This window comes from Lentzea sp. NPDC051213, from assembly GCF_044455585.1.
In the GTDB taxonomy this organism is placed as follows: Bacteria; Actinomycetota; Actinomycetes; order Mycobacteriales; family Pseudonocardiaceae; genus Lentzea.
Window position 1 is genome coordinate 143,388 of the sequence record NZ_JBITEX010000011.1, and the last position, 16,001, is coordinate 159,388.

The following is a 16,001-nucleotide window of genomic DNA, read 5'->3' on the forward strand; positions in this document are numbered from 1 at the left end:
GAGGACGTCAGACCCGCTGACTGGTGTGTAGTGGCCTCCTGATCAAGGGGCCAGGTGAGGCGCCCGCGAGGATGTTCCTGGCGGGCGCCTCGTGCTTCGTTGGTTACCGCAGGACGAGGTGTTCGGCAGGAGCGGGCCGCGTGTCCAGCGTCGGGCGTCGCTCCACGCGCTGCCGTCCCCGCCACAACGGTTGCGGCGCAGCAGGTCTGGTGGTGTCAGACCCGCTGACTAGCATCGGATTCGGGGGCCCGCCATCCGGCCTCACAGGGCCTGGGAACCCCCGAATTCGAGCTTACTCAGCGGGTCTGACACTTTTCACGGGCGCCGGTACTGCGCGGGAGAGCCCGCCGTCGCCGGATCCTCGTAGCTCCCGGCCTTCCCCCGATCGACGTGGAACGTGGTCAGCGTCGAAACAGGCGACGCGGGATCACGCCGATCCCCGATCACCCGCATGTGCGTGGACCACCGCTGCGGCGTGACCTCGTAGATGTCGTACCCGTACCTGTTGCCCTCGAAGTACTTCAGGTGCGGGTTCGCCCCACCCATCACCGGCCCGTTGGTCGCGTTCCACTCCGGCGAGTACGCCCCGGACGTGACCGAGTGCGCGGTGAACTCGGTACCGATCACCGGCGAGGACGTGTCCGCGAAGTCCGGCCGGACGTCGTCGACGAACGCCGAGTGCCAGTCGCCGGTCAGCACGACCAGGTCCTGCATGCCTGTGGTCGCGACGTACCCGAGCACCTCACGCCGCTCGGCCAGGAACCCGTCCCACTGGTCGGTGAAGTAGTAGCCGCCGCCCGGCCGGGCGAGTTGCGACAGCATGATCGAGTTGATCCACACCTGCCACGTCTCGCGTGACGACGAGATCCCGTCCAGCAGCCACTGCTTCTGCGTGGCACCCAGGATCGTGCCGGCGGGCAGGTTCTGCGCGGACCGGTACTGCCGCAGGTCTAGCACGGTCAGGTCGAGCAGGTCGCCCCACTGGCGCCGGCGGTAGATCTGCGGTTCCAGCGCGCTGCCCGAACGGATCGGCAGGTGCTCGTACCACGCCTGGTAGGCCGCGGCACGGCGCTTCACGAACGGGGCCGCGCCCTCGGTGCCGCTGTAGTCGTTAACGCATTCGTGGTCGTCCCACGTGAGGAAGAAGGGGTGCGCGGCGTGGGCGTCGCGCAACGACGGGTCGCCCTTGTACAAGGCGTGGCGGCGGCGGTAGTCCGCAAGGGACAGCACGGCCGGGCCCTCGTGATCACGCACGTGTGCGCCGCCGACTGTGCCGTGTTCGTAGATGTAGTCGCCGAGGTGCACGACGAAGTCGACGTTCTCGGCGGCGATCCCGGCCCAGGCCGCGTAGAAGCCGTCGTGGAACGCCTGGCAGTTCGCCGTCGCGAAGCGCGCGCGGCTGATGGGTCCGAAGGGTGCTGTGCGCGTGCGGCCGACGCGGCTGGTCTTGCCGAGTGCGTTGAACTGGTAGTAGTAGGTCTGACCGGGTCGTAGGCCTTGAACGGGCACGTGCACGCTGTGCCCCAACAGGTTCGAGGCCGCGACGGTTCCGCTCGCCACCCGCGACTGCATCGCGCGGTCCGTGGCCACGGACCACCCGACCTCGACGATCTCGGGCAGCGGCTGCTCGAACGCCAGCGGCTCCGGGGCTAGCCGCGTCCACAGGAGAACGCTCTCAGGCAACGGGTCACCGGACCCGACGCCGAGGGTGAACGGCGCGGGATCCCAGGACGCGCCGAGGTCCTGAGCGGCCGCCTGGGCCTCGGCCGGCGACAAACCCGCGGACAGCGGCCACACCGTGCCGAGAGCGCCGGCGGCGGCTGCGGCGCGCAGCAGATCACGTCGGTTGAGCATCAGAGGCCTCCGACCGTGAACGAGATGTTGTCCGCGTAGCCGTCGTTGGACGTGCCGCCACCGGATCGGGTCATTTGCAGGATCACCACGGCGGTGTGGCTGCCCGGCGGCACGGTGCCCCGCGCGGACCGCTCGAGCAGGCCGGTGCGGTTGTTGCGTTCCGCCGCCGTCACGGGGCCGAGCACGACCAGGCCGCGTGGCGTGCCGGCCGCGTCGAGGAACTCGACGGACAGTCGCGCGCCGTCCTGCTGCGAGGCGTAGCCGCCCAGCCAGGCGGATACCGCGAACTGAGACGGCTGGCTGGGCAACGTCACGCTCTGTCGCAGAGTGCTGAGGGGCGTGTTGCCGCCTCCGAAGAAGGACGTGCCGCGCTGGGACGGGCCGGGGTCACCGGGTCCCGGATACCCCTGGCCGGTGTCGTACCGCAGTGCGACGGGGGTGCCAGTGACGGTGAGCCAGCCGGATAGGCCCTGCTCCGCGTCACCGTTGACGATGAGATCGGTCATGACACAGATCCGAGCAAGCCGGGCTTTCCCGGCCGGATCATTCAGCGGAACGCGATGTGAATTGACGGCCACAAGGCCCGCGAGAGTGCCTCACGAGGGCCTCACCACTGCCCCAGGAGGATGATGGTGACAGAACCGACCGTATGAGAAGGCCGACTGGGTAGTCGCCGGGGCGCGCGGATCGTATCCTGGAGGGTGACGTCCCCAGGGTGGGCCGTCCGCCGGGTTCGGCGGAAACCGAGAACACCCGGCGCCCGCGACTGTGCCGGAGGAGGAACGATGCCACTCTCCGAGCACGAGCAGCGACTGCTCGATCAGATAGAGCGCGCGCTCTACGCCGAAGACCCGAAGTTCGCATCCACCGTACGAGGCGCCAAATTGCGGCGGCCGTCCAAGCGACGCCGAGTACAGGGCATCGTGTTGTTCGTGGCAGGTGTGGCGGCGCTCGTCGCCGGCGTGATGTTCCCGAAGCTCGCGATCGTCGGCATCCCCGTCGTGAGCGTCTTCGGCTTCCTGCTCATGTTCTTCGGCGTGCTCATCACCCTGACTACGTTGCGTCGCGGTGACCAGGTGGCTGAGGGGACAGAGGAAGACGGCAAGCCCGCTCGCAGCCGCAGCTCGTTCTCCGAACGGATGGAGGAGCGCTTCCGTCGGCGGTTCGACGAGGAGCAGTAGACCTTCAGGCCAAAGCGAAGGGCCCGTCCCCGGCAGCAGGGAGCGGGCCCTTCGCTTTGCTCGTCTGAGACCGGCACGTCCTAGACCGGAGCCGGTTCCCGGTCCGCCGCGTCGGCCACCGGCGCGGGTGCCGGCTTCAGCACCGACTTCGGGAACATCCGGGCCCGCAACGACAGCGGCGCGTTCTGTCGCAACGACTGTCGTACCGCGGCCAGCGCGCCCGGCAGAGCCGGATCTGCCGCGCGGTTGGCGCTGTACCAGGACCGCTCGATCGCCCCGATCACCACGCGCAGCCCTTCCCGGCCCGCGTCGTCCAGGTTGTGCTCGCGCGCCAGGCGCCGGGCGGCGATCCGAATCGTCTCGGCAGAGGGCACCGGCGCGCCCCGGTCGATCGACTCGGCCATGAGCTCGCTCCACGCCGCGTTCGCCGCTCCCGGACCGAGCGCCGCCACCGCGAGTAGACGGTTGTGCCTTCGCACGGACCGCACGAGCAGGGGCGCGAGCAGCAGTCCAATGAGCACCAGAGGTATCGCGAGCCACCACGACACCATCGCCGTGGCCAGTCCGGCGGTGAGCAGCCACAGCCCCGCCACGGCGGGAACAATGAGCCTTCGTGCCCACGGCACGCCGCTCAGACCCGCACCCAGCAGCGTGAGCAGCGCGATCCCGCTCAGCACCACTGCCAGCCCCACCGCTGCCCAGAACGCCCAGATGTGCCACTGCGGCGTTCCCGTGTCGGCGAGCTGCTGCTGGCCCTGGTCGCCCTCGGTGCCGTCGGCCGCGGCCGACGGCTGGGCCGATCCGGTCGCGGACGACGCGGTCGGCTGGGTCGTCGTCGAGGCGGACGGCACCTCCTCGTCGCCCTGCGCCTGGTCGCGCAGGTACGGCGGCACGATGCCGCGGCCGTCGTTGACCGGGGTCGGGTCGAAGGTCATCCAGCCGTGGTTCGGGAAGAAGATCTCGACCCACGCGTGCGCGTCGTCCGTGCTGATCGTGCGGTAGGAGTTGTCGGCGGAGGCGATGCCGGCGGTGAAGCCGATCGCGACGCGGGACGGCAGGCCGACCACGCGGGCCATCACGGCCATCGCGGAGGCGAACTGCTCGCAGTAGCCGACCTTGCCCTTGGTCACGAAGTCGGTCAGCGCGTCCTTGGTGACGTCGCCCTTGGTCTCGAGTTTGTACTGGAACTCGGTGGTCGGGCTGTTGAAGAACGCGGTCAGCGCGGCGGCCTTGTCGAAGTCGTTGGTGGCACCCGCCACGATCTTGTTCGCGAGGTCGACCACCTCCTGCTCGACGCCCTCGAACCGGTAGTACTCGGAGTCGACCAGGTTCTTCGGCCCCGACGCCATCCGCAGCGCCTGCTTCGTCGGCGTCGACAGCACCGTGTCGATCTCGTACGGCTCCGGCTCCCGCTCGCGCTGCGTGAAGATCACGCCCTTCTTCGCGTCGAAGCGGTAGTCGTCGTCCGGGGTGTCGATGCGGCGGACGGCGCCGTAGGTCGGCAGCCAGAAGCTCCGCCAGTCACGCGGCTCGATGCTGATCCGGGTGTTCTTGCCCTCGCCCCGGTCGCCGGGCTGCAGCGGCAGGTCACCGCGCGCGGGCTGGCCACCGGGGTCGCTGCCGCGTTCCCAGCCCTTGTTCGGCACGTAGCGCGCCAGCGTGGACGCGCGCATGTAGGACTGCTCCGACATGCCGCGCACGTAGAACACCTCGGCGGTCTTGCCGCGGTTGAGCATGCCGCGCAACGACGTCATCTCGCTCAGCCCGATGCCGCCCTTGCCGCCGGCACCGGTGCCGCCACCGGGCAGCCGCCCGACCGTTCCGACGAGCGTGAAGCCCGCCCCGACGATCAACGCGATCACCATCGCGATGCTCGCCACCGTCGTCGCGGAGCCACCGGTCCCGCTCGCCGACCCGGACCCGAGCCTGCCGCGCCACGCCTCGTGCCGGTGCTGGCCGTCGACCGCGAGCAGCATCGCGAACGCCGCCGCGCCGAGGATGAACGTCCAGAACGGGAGCATCTCGTCGGCCAGCGACGCCGGCACCGCGAACACGCACAGCAGCACCAGCCCGGACGCCGCCGGGGCCGCGGCCGCGACGGCCAGCGTGTCCACCAGCACCGCGACCAGGCCGATCGCCAGCACCACGAGCGCTTGGATCGCCGGCGACGCGTGCACCGGCGGCACCCCGGTCTGCACCTGCGCGACGGACTCCGCGAGCACGTTCCCCAGCTCGCCGAACGCCTCAGGGCCGGGGATGAAAAGCAGAATGCCCGACCGCGTGTGCAACGCCGTGAGCAGGCACAACAGCACGAAGACCTGGGCGATCGCGACCAGCGGCGGGGTCAGCCGGGTCGCCCGCAGGAACGCGCCGGTCACCGTGATCGCGACGATCACCACGCCGATGCGCACCAGCCACAGGTCGCCCTCGATCACACCGGCCAGCGCGGTCGACGCGCACAGCACGGCCAGCGCCGCGATCCACGGTGTCGCCGAGGTGAACCACTCGGGCTCCGCGCCTTTCGCGGGAGCGGAACGCGATCCCATCTCAGCCCACCTCCGAGCGCACGGACGGCCCCCGGTTGCCAGCCGAGGCGCACAACTCCTGCCACACCTGCTGCATCGACGCCGACGGCTTCGCGACCGCCACACCCCAGCCCGCGCCGCCCAGCAACCGCCGTGCGTCGTCAGGATCGGGCGCGGAGGTGTCCGTGCCACCGGCCCAGGCGTTCACGTCCAGCAACACGGCCAGGCTGCGCATGCCGCGCGGCCGGTACCGGATCAGCTCTTCCACCGATGTCGGCGACACGCCGCCGAGCACCGCGATGATCTCCTGGCCGGCGCCGGGATCGACCCCGCCGGAGAGCTCACGCCGGTGCGAGGCCTGCAGCGCGGCGAGCGAGTCCAGCACCACGTGGCCGCTGTGCCCGCCGTCCTGCGAGCCGCCCGCGAGCACCCGGCCGTCCTCGGAGACCAGGCGCACCTGGTGACCGAAGTGGTGCAGGTGCAGGCAGATCGACGCCACGAACGAGATGGCCCACTCCAGCGACGCCGTAGGGCCGCTGCCCCGGTGCGCGCTCACCCGGTGGTCCAGCAGCACCGTCGTGCCGCCGCGCCACGGACGTTCCTCGACGCGCACCATCAGCTCGTCGCGCCGGGCCGTGGACCGCCAGTGCACCTTGCGCAGGTCATCGCCCTGCCGGTACGGCCGCACCACCGCGTCGTCCTCGCCCTGCCCCGCCCGCAGCCGCACGGAACCGTCGTCACCGGCGCCCATGCCCGAACCGCCGGGCAGACCCGACAACCGGACGACGCGCGGCACGACGACCAGGCGTGACCGGCCGGCCAGCTCGCGGTCGAACTCCGCCAGCCCGAACGGGTCGGTGATCCGCGCCATCAGCGGACCCACCTGCTGGATGCCGCGCATCACCGGCTTGAGCGGGTAGCGCAACGTCGTGGGTGTGTTGCGCGGTAACCGTTCCACCAGGAACCGCGGCCGCGCGCCCAGCGCGTACGGCACGGTGTCCTCGAGCATCAGCCCGCCCGTGGGCAGCCTGCCGGTGCTGCGCAGATCCAGCTTCACCTCGGACGCCGCCCCGACCGGTACCCGGCTCGGCGCGAGGAAGCGGTTGGCGTGCAAACCCACCCGTGCCCGCGTGGCGAGCCAGGCTGCCAGCAGTGGCAGCGCGATCACGAAGGCCGCGACCCGCAACAGGTCGCGTTCGTTCAGCACCGCGGCGCACACTCCGGCGGCGAACCCCGCGGCCAGCAAGCATCTACCGCGGGTGGTCAGACCGGAAAGTGCGGTTCGCATCGTTAGCGTGGCGTCCCTGCGTTGTTGTTGATGCTGCGAACGAAGGCGGCACTCGGGTCGAGCGCGGCCGTCGGCACGGGCACCCGCTGCAGCAATGCCCTGATCAGCTCGGCGGGGGACCGGCGCGCGGCCTGCGCCTCCGCCGTCATCACCAGCCGGTGCGCGAGCACCGGGATCGCGATCGCGTGGATGTCATCGGGCACCACGAAGTCACGGCCCGCGAGGGCGGCTTGTGCTCGTGCGGCGCGCACGAGGTGCAATGTGGACCGTGGCGACGCGCCCAGCCGCAGCTCCGGCAGCCGGCGCGTGGCCGACACCAGTTCCACGGCGTACCGGCGCACCTCGGTGGAGAGGTGCACCTGGCGGACGGCCTTGATGAGCCGCAGGATCTGGGCCGCGTCCGAGACGGGCCGCAGGTCCTCGATCGGGTTGTGGCCGGCGTGCTCGTCGACCATCGCGAGCTCGGCCGCCGGGTCCGGGTAGCCGATCGACACGCGCGCGGTGAACCTGTCGCGCTGCGCCTCCGGCAGGGCGTAGGTGCCCTCCATCTCGATCGGGTTCTGCGTCGCGATCACCATGAACGGCGAGCCCAGCGGGTACGTGTGGGCGTCGACCGTGACCTGGTGCTCCTCCATGCACTCCAAGAGCGCCGACTGCGTCTTGGGGGAGGCGCGGTTGATCTCGTCGCCGACCACGATGTTCGCGAAGATCGGGCCCGGCCGGAACTCGAAGTCGTTCTCCTGCCGGTTGTAGATCGACGAGCCGGTGATGTCGCTCGGCAACAGGTCGGGCGTGAACTGCACGCGGCTCACCGTGCAGTCGATGGAACGGGCAAGCGCTTTCGCCAGCGAGGTCTTGCCGACACCCGGCACGTCCTCCACCAGCAGGTGCCCCTCGGCGAGCAGCGTCACGAGCGCGAGGCGGACCACGTCTGGTTTACCGACGAGCACCCGCTCGACGTTCGCGGCGATCCGCTGAACGGCGCCGTGCAACTCTCCCAGAACCTGATCGACCGGCGCGTGACTGTTCGCGCTTGGGCTTCCCGGCGTCACTAAACCTCCAGCAGCCGTGTCCGGAACACGGACGTGTGAGCGTTTCACGCAGTGTGTCAAACCACGGCTAAGTGCCCTACACCTGCGGGCTACATCGGGTTCGCTCCACCAGGTTCCACCTTCCCCCACCTTTGCGGGGCGGCACGCGGTTTTGGCGGATTTTTCTAGGCCGATCGGGTGGCAAATCCTGGCGCGATCCTCACCCGCGAAGGTGGAGCCTGACCAGCTCCCCCACCCTCCCCCCACGCCTCCCCACTGCATCTACCTGGGAAAACGAGTCACGAGTTGGTGTGTAAACACCTGTTTCAGCGTTGACTGTGGTGAAAAGTGGGGTACTGTGGCGGCCGGTGGGGCAGACGGGGGCTCCACTGCCGGTCCGTCGCCCGGTGAGGGAGGTGGCTGCCGTGTTCCTCGGCACTCACTACCCGCGCCTGGACGACAAGGGTCGGCTGACACTGCCTGCGAAGTTCCGGGACGAACTGGCGGGAGGTCTCATGGTCACCAAAGGCCAGGACCACTGCCTGTACGTGTTTCCCCGGGCTGAGTTCGAGCAGATGGCGAGGAAGGTCGCCGAGGCGCCGTTCACCAACGACGCCGTACGCGCCTACCAGCGGTATCTGTTCGCAGGTACGGACGAGCAGCGTCCGGACGGTCAGGGCCGCGTTCTGATCGCACCGGAACTGCGCCGGTATGCCGGGCTGACCAAGGAGTGCGTGGTCGTCGGCGCGTTCACCAGGATGGAGATCTGGGACGCGCAGGCCTGGCAGACCTATCTCGAAGAGCATGAGGACGGCTACGCCGAGGCTCGCGAGGAGGTCATTCCGGGCGTCTTCTGATGGCGGTCAGCCGAGCAACAGGCCGGATGTTCAATCGCGATTCGGGTGCCGTGAGGCCTCGGTCCGCTCGACTATCGGCCCTGGCGCACCTTCCCCGGCGCCAGGTTCGACGGGCGGGCGGGGACCTGACGTCACCCGAACGCGCATCAGGGGAGTAGAGGGACGATGGATCAGCCGCGGCACGTACCGGTGCTGCTGGACCGCGTCCTGGAACTCTTCGCTCCAGCGCTTTCCGGCAAGCCCGCTGTCCTCGTCGACACGACGCTCGGCATGGGCGGTCATTCCGACGCGTTGTTGAGCGCCCACCCCGAGCTGACCCTCATCGGGCTCGACCGCGACCCGCAGGCCATCGAGATGGCCGGCGAGCGTCTCGCGCGCCACGGTGACCGCGTCCACCTCGTCAACGTCACGTACGACCAGATCGACGACGCCGTCGACGAGCTGGGACTGTCGCACGTGGACGGTGTGCTGATGGACCTCGGCGTCTCCTCGTTGCAACTGGACGAGGAAGAGCGCGGGTTCGCGTACTCGAAGGACGCGCCGCTCGACATGCGGATGTCCAAGGGCACCGGCATGACCGCCGCGGACGTGCTCAACACCTACGCGCACGGCGATCTCGCGCGGATCCTCTCGACCTACGGCGAGGAGCGGTTCGCGGGCAAGATCGCCTCCGCGGTGCTGCGCGAACGCGAGAAGGAGCCGTTCACCAACTCGGGCCGGCTCGTCGAGCTGCTCTACGCCGTCGTGCCCGCGGCTTCGCGGCGCACGGGCGGGCACCCGGCGAAGCGCACGTTCCAGGCGCTGCGGATCGAGGTCAACGGCGAGCTGGAGTCGTTGCGACTGGCCCTCCCGGCAGCGCTGGGCGTGCTGGGCATCGGCGGGCGGATCGTCGTGGAGTCGTACCAGTCCCTCGAGGACCGGATGGTGAAGCAGGCGTTCGCGGAGCTGGCGAAGTCGAAGACGCCGCAGGGCCTGCCGGTCGAGCTGCCAGGGCACGGACCCGAGATCAAGTTGCTCACCAAGGGCGCGGAGGTCGCGTCGGAGCAGGAAATCGAGGACAACCCGCGTGCGGCCCCGGTGCGGCTGCGGGCGGCGGAACGGATCGGAGATCCGCGATGACGGCACCCGCACGGGTCGGTGGGCCGTCGCCCCGGGACCCCTCGAAGGAGCAGCGCGAAGAGACCGATCGCGCACGGCGGCGTTCCGCCGGTGCCGAGCGCGCCTACGCCCGCAGGGCCCAGCGCGCCCAGAACCTCCGCGGTGGTGCCGCCGCGCCGCTGCAGAAGCAGGCCTCGAAGGCGCCGTTCGTCGTGCTGGTGATGCTCGTGCTGGGCGCGGGCGTCGCCGGGATCATGTACTTCTCCACCCAGGCCGCCGCCGACACGTACCGGTTGCAGGAGGCGAAGGCCGAGGCGGAGAAGCTGACGCTGCGGGTCGAGCAGCTGCGCCGTGAGGTCGCGCTGCTCGAGTCGCCGATCGACCTCGCTCGCCGGGCAGGCGAGATGGGCCTGGTCGAGCCGTCGAACCCGGCACGGCTGCGGCAGAACCCGGACGGCTCGATCGAGGAGTTCGGCAAGCCGAGCGCGCCGACCAAGTCGACGCCTCCGCCCCCACCGCCGCCGCCGTCCTCGGAGACGCCCGCACCGCCCGCCGGCCAGCAGCCGCCGGCCGGTCAGACGCCTCCGGCGGGTGGCTGATGCCCGGACCACAGCAGAGGGGGCCGCGCCGGCCGTTGTCGGTGCGCGCCCCCCGCCCGACCGCGCGCCTGGGCGGCAACAGCCGGCTGCGCCTCGCGATCGGCCGGGTGCTGCTGATCGGCGCGTTGCTGGTCGCCGGCGTGAAGCTCGTGCAGGTGCAGGGCATCGAGGCCAAGGAGCTCTCGGAGCAGGCGCAGATGCAGCGCACCACGCGGCAGAACATCCCCGCCGAGCGGGGCTCGATCCTCGACCGCAACGGCAACCAGCTCGCGTTCTCGATCGAGGTCCGCGCGCTCTACATCCTCCCGCAGCGGGCCAGGAAGACCTGGGACGCCGCCCGCGAGAAGGACCCCGCGCAGTACCCGGTCTCTTATGAGGACCACATGCGCGAGGTCGCGAAGTTCATATCGGCGGCCCTCGGGCCGGAGGTCAACGGCGAGAAGACCGACGAGGAGACCGTCTACCAGCAGCTCGTCAAGGACATCAGCTACGAGGTCCTGGTGAGCGAGGCGGAGCCGGCCAAGGCCGCGATGATCGTCGAGAAGTTCCCGGCGGAGATCGGTTCCGAGTACCGCTCCAAGCGGATCTACCCGAACGGCGACCTCGCGTCGAACATCATCGGCGCCGCCAACTGGCGCCAGGACGAGAAGCCGCCGACCACCCAGGGCATCCTCGGTCTGGAGAACGCCCAGGACAACCTGCTGGCCGGTCGCATGGGCCGCCGCGTGGTCGACACGATGTCCGGCGACGACACGCTCGTCATCCCGAACACCGAACGCGAGCTCGTGAAGTCGCAGCCGGGCAAGAGCCTCGAGCTCACCATCGACATCGACACCCAGTACGCCGTGCAGAAGATGGTCACCGAGTACGGCAGGAAGTCGGGGGCCAAGAACGCTTCCGCGGTCGTGCTGGACAGCCGCACCGGCGAGATCGTCGCGATGGCCAACGACAAGACCTACGACCCGACTGACTTCGGCAAGGCCTCCGACGACCAGCTCCGCAACTGGGCGGTCTCCGCGTCGTTCGAACCCGGCTCGGTGAACAAGATCGTGACGGCCGCAGCCGCCGTCGAGTACGGCCTGTTCAAGCCGGACGACGTGCTGCAGGTGCCGGGCTCGCTGAAGGTCGCCGACCGCACGATCAAGGACGCGTGGACCCACGGCACCGTCCCGATGTCGTTCACCGGCGTCTTCGCCAAGTCCTCCAACGTGGGCACGCTGCTGGCGGCCCAGGAGGTCGGCAAGGAGCGCTACGCCGAGATGCTGCAGAAGTTCGGCCTCGGCCGCCGCACCCAGTCCGGCGTCCCCACCGAGGAGTCCGGCCTCGTGCCGCCGCTGAACCAGTGGTCGGGCTCGACCTTCGGCAACCTGCCGATCGGCCAGGGCCTCTCGATGACCCTGCTGCAGATGACCGGCATGTACCAGGCGATCGCGAACGACGGCGTCCGCGTGCCGCCGCGCCTGATCCGCGCGGAGATCGGCGCGGACGGGTCTCGTGCGGAGAAGCAGCGTCCCGAGGGCGTCCGGGTGGTGTCGCCGGAGACCGCGAAGACCGTCCGGAACATGTTCCGCTCCGTGACGCAGGTCGACCCCCGCGACTCCGACCAGAACGGCACCGGTCGCCAGGCCGCTCTGCCCGGCTACCAGATCGCGGGCAAGACGGGCACCGCGCAGCAGATCGACCCGGTCTGCAAGTGCTACTCCCAGTCGCAGTACTGGATCACGTTCGCCGGCGTTCTGCCCGCGGACAACCCGCGCTACGTCGTCGGCATCATGCTCGACGCGCCGCACGGCACCCAGTTCAGCGCTTCGGCCGCGCCGTTGTTCCACGACATCGCGACCTACCTGACCCAGCGCTTCCAGGTGCCGATGTCGGCCGAGCAGACGCCGTACGTCCAGCTGCAGATGTAGATCATTTGACGGGGTCGCGCATTCTTGGTGACGCGACCCGATTTGGCAAGTGATCTGAGACACACCCAGGCGTGGCAATGAGCAATTTCATTGTTTGACAGTGAAATATCGCACGGCACAGTTTTCTAATGAGACGCATTTCATCACGTCTAATACTCCGAAACCGGCGTAGTAGGCGAGATGGGGTTTGTCGTGCGTTCCTCCGGAAAGTTGATCTCATTGGTCGCGGTGGTGACAACGGTGTTGGTGTCACTGGTTCCCGCAGCTCAAGCAGGAGAAGAATGGACTGCGAAGTCCTACTGGCTGCACATGAACAGCACGCCGGCCAGCGATCAAATGATCAACCTCGAGGCGCAGCGACGGTCGTACGTGGTGCTCAACGCCTGGGAAACCGATCTTGCCGCGAAGCTGAAGACCGCGAATCCGAAGATCCAGCTCTACGTCTACAAGGACCTGTCCTCGACGCGCAGCTATGCGTGCCAGAACGGTGCCGACGACCGTGATCTCCCTACCGGCGTCGGATACTGCGATGCCTCCAAGAACCACTCTGAGTGGTTCCTTTTCGATCAAAACGGTCAACGTTTTGAATACGAAGGATATGACGGCCATTGGCAGATGGACGTCGGCAACACCGGCTACCAGAACGCCTGGGCCGACAACGTGATCGCGTCCAGCAAGGCCTTCGACGGTGTGTTCATGGACAACGCGCTGTTCGCCTGCGACACGTACCACGAGGGTGTTTGCCCTGCTAACTACCGCACCGACGACTCGATGCGGGCCGCCTACCGGTCCATGCTCGCCAACACCCGGCAGAAGTTCGTCGACGCGGGCCTGAAGACCGTCGCCAACCTGTCGAACGCCCGCCTCTACGACGGCGCGTGGGACACCTACGTCGAGCACCTCGACGGCGGCTTCGACGAGTGGTGGCTGACCTTCAGCGACCAGGACCTCCTCTCCGAGTACCCGCAGGGCTGGAGCCGGCAGGTCGCCCAGATCGCCGCCAACGAGGCCAAGGGCAAGATCACCTGGGTGCAGCCGCACCACAGCGGTGCCGAGCAGCCGTTCCGCTACGCCTTCGCGAGCTACCTGCTGGCCAAGGGCGACAACGCCGCGATCTCCGAGATCAACGAGACCGACCGCTACGACAACGCCTCCCCGTGGCGCGCCGAGTACGACTGGGACATGGGCGCGCCGGACGGCCCGCACCGCCCGGTGGCGAACAACGTGTTCCAGCGCGACTTCGCGTGCGGCACGGTCGTCGTCAACGCGAACAAGACGGGCAGTGCGGCGGTCACCGTGCGGCTGGACGAGGCCCACACGAACGCGAAGGGCGCCTCGGTCCGTTCCGTGTCCCTGAAGGGCACGACCGGAGCCGTCCTCCGCAAGCCCTGCTGACCGACCCGGCTTTCGTCAGGGCATCACCCGGTCGTCGTGCATCGGCTCGGGCCGAGCCACCAACACCGGGCAAGAGGCGTGATAGAGCGCGGCCCGCGTGATCAACCCAACGCCGTCGTGCTGCCCACCCCGCCCAACGACGACGAGGTCGGAATCCAACTCGGCGAGGGCCTCGTGCGGATGCCGGGACTCGATGAGGACCTCGGGCGTCAGCTCGGGCGCGGTCGTGCGCAGGAAGAGCACGGCGCGCCGGACGGCGGCCTCGTCGCGTGGCACGGACACGCCGTGCTGGGCGGGTGGGTGGACGTGCAGAAGGCGAAGCTGCGCGCGGCGGGTGCGGCAGAGCTCGACCGCGCGCCGCAGCACGACCGGGTCCTCGCACCCGCCGACAGCGGCGGTGATCCAGCCGTACTCGCCACGGATCGCCGGGGGCCGTCCGCGCACCACTACGACTCCGCACCGCGCGCGGCGCAACACCGGGAGGACGAGGGAGCCCAGACCCAGGCTGCGGTGCTGTTCACCCTTGCACCCCAAGACCAAGGTCGCGCTGGAGTCCGACGCCCTCACCAGTGCGGCCACCGGGTCGTCACCGCTCGGCCGGAAGTGGGCGGTGAGCATGGGGAGTCGTTCGAGCACTCGCTGGACCGTCGTGTCACCGGGGTCCGCGAGGTACACCTGGAGGTCTGTGCGGAGCGACCACGCGTGCCGCGCGGCCCACTCGAACGCGTGATAAGCGGTCTCCGACGTGTCTACCCCGACTGTCACGGAACGACTGAAATCCGGTGCCCAGAAAGAAAATCTCCTGGGTTCCACCGCCGTGGTTGTTCTCATTACCGCCTCCTGCCGTCCTCTACCTCACCGCGCACGCACAACCGGCCACAGGGCCGGAAGTCACAAAGCGGGCAGGAACTTGTTCGGCCGGACGGGCTCACCCGTCAACTACTCGGCCCTGAAGGGTCGAGGTTGAAGGCTCGATCCCGGTGGGCGTTGCTTGCGTTCCTCGTCCACGGCTGGCTGCGCGTGTGCGGGCCGCATCTACCGATGGCTGTTCAGACAGTCATCGGGTCGGGCACGTTGACGTGTACCCACGCCGACCGTGCCCGGTTTCGGACGTTCACGGCGGCGACGACGTCGGCGGGTCCAGCAAGACCGCATCGGCGACAGTGGAAGTGGTCCCTGGTGGGACGGTTGGCGCGTTCGGTGTGTCCGCACCGCGGACACATTTGGCTGGTGTACCGGGAGTCGACGAGAAGCATCGGTACCCCGGCGCGCCGGGCTTTGTAGCGGATGTGCTGTTCGAGTTGGTGGAACGGCCAGGTGGTGAGTGTGGCTCGCTGGTGCCGGGAGACCGTGACCCGGTCACGGATACCGCCCAGATCCTCCAGGGCGATACCGCGACCGGTGCGTTCGGCAACAGCCACAACCTGCTTCGCAACCCGATGATTCACGTGTGTCGCGTGCCGGGCTTCACGCTTGCTGCGGCGTTTCAACCGGCGCCGCGCCGATTTCGTCTGCTTGGCCTGCAGCTCAGCGCGTTTTCGGGCATGCCAGCGCCGATAACGCCGCAGACCGCGCCCCTGGAAGTTGTCGGCGTCCGAGGTGGTGGCCAAGTTCACGATGCCCCGGTCGACCCCGATCCAGTCGACGGGGTCGAACTCGGGCTTCTCCTCGATGTCGCAGGTGGCGACCAGAAACCACCTGCCGTCGCGGTGTACCAGGTCCGACTCTCCCCGCCGATACGCCCGCAGTGTCGCGAGTTGATCTGGCGAACCCGTGAACCGCAGGTTCCTCACCCGGCCTACGACAGACCAGATAGACACCGTGCCCGCGTCGCACTGCCACGACAAGCAGCGGTCATCGAACGGCTGCGCCGCATCGTGGCGGAATCCGATCGGCTTCGACTCCGCTCTCACCCGCCGCCTGCTGCCGACCGGACCAAGGTTGCCGTTACGGATATTCGCGTGCAACGTGGCGTAAGCGTCTGCGACCTTCTTGATCACATGCTGGGCGGCCTGCGCTCCCAAGCCTCGCGCTTTCAGCGTGGCGTAGGTGGGCTTGCGCAGCGCGTATTCACGAAACGCGCCGGTCTCGAACGCCACCCGCGACACGTCAGATGCAGCGTGGTTGCACGCAAGCAGAGTTGACCACAACGCCGCCGCCTGCTCGGCGGTCGGCAGCAGTTTGATCTGCACGACGAGTTTCACCCGACCGACCGTACCGAACACGCGTTCGACGAAGCCGCCTGGGTTCGGACAACCTCACA

The 16,001-nt window shown here is 68.9% G+C and carries 13 protein-coding genes; 6 read left to right on the forward strand and 7 right to left on the reverse strand.

Annotated features, from left to right (window positions below; translation table 11 throughout):
* Window positions 1-315: 315 nt before the first annotated feature.
* Together ACIA8G_RS39000 and ACIA8G_RS39005 are read right to left on the reverse strand one after the other, a co-directional pair.
* Window positions 316-1,854, reverse strand: coding sequence for an alkaline phosphatase D family protein (locus ACIA8G_RS39000; protein ID WP_396423805.1), 1,539 nt, complete (start codon window positions 1,852-1,854; stop codon window positions 316-318).
* Window positions 1,854-2,360, reverse strand: coding sequence for a hypothetical protein (locus ACIA8G_RS39005; RefSeq protein WP_396423806.1), 507 nt, complete (start codon window positions 2,358-2,360; stop codon window positions 1,854-1,856). Before ACIA8G_RS39005 ends, ACIA8G_RS39000 begins: the two co-directional genes overlap by 1 nt.
* Window positions 2,361-2,639: 279 nt before the next feature.
* On the opposite strand from ACIA8G_RS39005, the gene ACIA8G_RS39010 reads away from it, so the two are divergent.
* Entirely contained in the window at window positions 2,640-3,035 is a 396-nt protein-coding gene (locus ACIA8G_RS39010) for a DUF3040 domain-containing protein (protein ID WP_396423807.1), read from the forward strand.
* 80 nt (window positions 3,036-3,115) lie between these two features.
* On the opposite strand, the gene ACIA8G_RS39015 is transcribed toward ACIA8G_RS39010, so the two are convergent.
* The 3 genes from ACIA8G_RS39015 to ACIA8G_RS39025 are packed head-to-tail and all read right to left on the reverse strand — an operon-like array spanning window position 3,116 to window position 7,900.
* Window positions 3,116-5,581, reverse strand: a complete 2,466-nt coding sequence (locus ACIA8G_RS39015) for a transglutaminaseTgpA domain-containing protein (RefSeq protein WP_396423808.1) — start codon at window positions 5,579-5,581, stop codon at window positions 3,116-3,118.
* A 1-nt stretch (window position 5,582) separates the two neighbouring features.
* Window positions 5,583-6,848, reverse strand: a complete 1,266-nt coding sequence (locus tag ACIA8G_RS39020; protein WP_396423809.1) for a DUF58 domain-containing protein — start codon at window positions 6,846-6,848, stop codon at window positions 5,583-5,585.
* A 2-nt stretch (window positions 6,849-6,850) separates the two neighbouring features.
* Window positions 6,851-7,900, reverse strand: a complete 1,050-nt coding sequence (locus ACIA8G_RS39025) for an AAA family ATPase (RefSeq protein WP_396423810.1) — start codon at window positions 7,898-7,900, stop codon at window positions 6,851-6,853.
* 404 nt (window positions 7,901-8,304) lie between these two features.
* Here ACIA8G_RS39025 and mraZ point away from each other — a divergent pair, with 404 nt between their 5' ends.
* The 5 genes from mraZ to ACIA8G_RS39050 all read left to right on the forward strand — a co-directional run bounded on the left by mraZ (window position 8,305) and on the right by ACIA8G_RS39050 (window position 13,738).
* Window positions 8,305-8,736: a division/cell wall cluster transcriptional repressor MraZ gene (gene mraZ, locus ACIA8G_RS39030; protein WP_109633654.1), complete on the forward strand. Its 432-nt coding sequence runs from the start codon at window positions 8,305-8,307 to the stop codon at window positions 8,734-8,736.
* 165 nt (window positions 8,737-8,901) lie between these two features.
* A complete protein-coding gene (rsmH, locus tag ACIA8G_RS39035; protein WP_396423811.1) occupies window positions 8,902-9,855 on the forward strand; it encodes a 16S rRNA (cytosine(1402)-N(4))-methyltransferase RsmH in 954 nt (317 codons plus the stop codon).
* Window positions 9,852-10,433 carry a hypothetical protein gene (locus ACIA8G_RS39040; RefSeq protein WP_396423812.1) on the forward strand — a complete coding sequence of 194 codons (582 nt, stop codon included), beginning with the start codon at window positions 9,852-9,854 and terminating at the stop codon, window positions 10,431-10,433. The genes rsmH and ACIA8G_RS39040 overlap by 4 nt, the downstream gene beginning before the upstream one ends.
* On the forward strand, window positions 10,433-12,343 hold the full coding sequence (locus ACIA8G_RS39045; protein ID WP_396423813.1) for a peptidoglycan D,D-transpeptidase FtsI family protein: 1,911 nt from the start codon (window positions 10,433-10,435) through the stop codon (window positions 12,341-12,343). The genes ACIA8G_RS39040 and ACIA8G_RS39045 overlap by 1 nt, the downstream gene beginning before the upstream one ends.
* 309 nt (window positions 12,344-12,652) lie before the next feature.
* Window positions 12,653-13,738, forward strand: a complete 1,086-nt coding sequence (locus ACIA8G_RS39050; protein ID WP_396423814.1) for a putative glycoside hydrolase — start codon at window positions 12,653-12,655, stop codon at window positions 13,736-13,738.
* Window positions 13,739-13,753: 15 nt separating this feature from the next.
* Here ACIA8G_RS39050 and ACIA8G_RS39055 read toward each other — a convergent pair whose 3' ends face one another.
* Both ACIA8G_RS39055 and ACIA8G_RS39060 read right to left on the reverse strand, forming a co-directional pair.
* The gene (locus ACIA8G_RS39055) at window positions 13,754-14,503 is read right to left on the reverse strand and encodes a universal stress protein (protein WP_396423815.1); all 750 of its coding nucleotides are present in this window, start codon (window positions 14,501-14,503) and stop codon (window positions 13,754-13,756) included.
* A gap of 284 nt (window positions 14,504-14,787) precedes the next feature.
* Complete coding sequence (locus ACIA8G_RS39060) at window positions 14,788-15,942, reverse strand: RNA-guided endonuclease InsQ/TnpB family protein (protein ID WP_396423816.1); 1,155 nt, start codon at window positions 15,940-15,942, stop codon at window positions 14,788-14,790.
* Window positions 15,943-16,001 lie beyond the last annotated feature (59 nt).

Excerpts from the sequence above, each read along its gene's own strand:
- rsmH (WP_396423811.1), top strand. The coding sequence starts at position 8,902 with ATGGATCAGCCGCGGCACGTACCGGTGCTGCTGGACCGCGTCCTGGAA.
- ACIA8G_RS39010 (WP_396423807.1), top strand. The coding sequence starts at position 2,640 with ATGCCACTCTCCGAGCACGAGCAGCGACTGCTCGATCAGATAGAGCGC.
- ACIA8G_RS39005 (WP_396423806.1), bottom strand. The coding sequence starts at position 2,360 with ATGACCGATCTCATCGTCAACGGTGACGCGGAGCAGGGCCTATCCGGC.
- ACIA8G_RS39015 (WP_396423808.1), bottom strand. The coding sequence starts at position 5,581 with ATGGGATCGCGTTCCGCTCCCGCGAAAGGCGCGGAGCCCGAGTGGTTC.
- ACIA8G_RS39050 (WP_396423814.1), top strand. The coding sequence starts at position 12,653 with ATGAACAGCACGCCGGCCAGCGATCAAATGATCAACCTCGAGGCGCAG.
- ACIA8G_RS39045 (WP_396423813.1), top strand. The coding sequence starts at position 10,433 with ATGCCCGGACCACAGCAGAGGGGGCCGCGCCGGCCGTTGTCGGTGCGC.
- ACIA8G_RS39000 (WP_396423805.1), bottom strand. The coding sequence starts at position 1,854 with ATGCTCAACCGACGTGATCTGCTGCGCGCCGCAGCCGCCGCCGGCGCT.
- ACIA8G_RS39040 (WP_396423812.1), top strand. The coding sequence starts at position 9,852 with ATGACGGCACCCGCACGGGTCGGTGGGCCGTCGCCCCGGGACCCCTCG.
- ACIA8G_RS39020 (WP_396423809.1), bottom strand. The coding sequence starts at position 6,848 with ATGCGAACCGCACTTTCCGGTCTGACCACCCGCGGTAGATGCTTGCTG.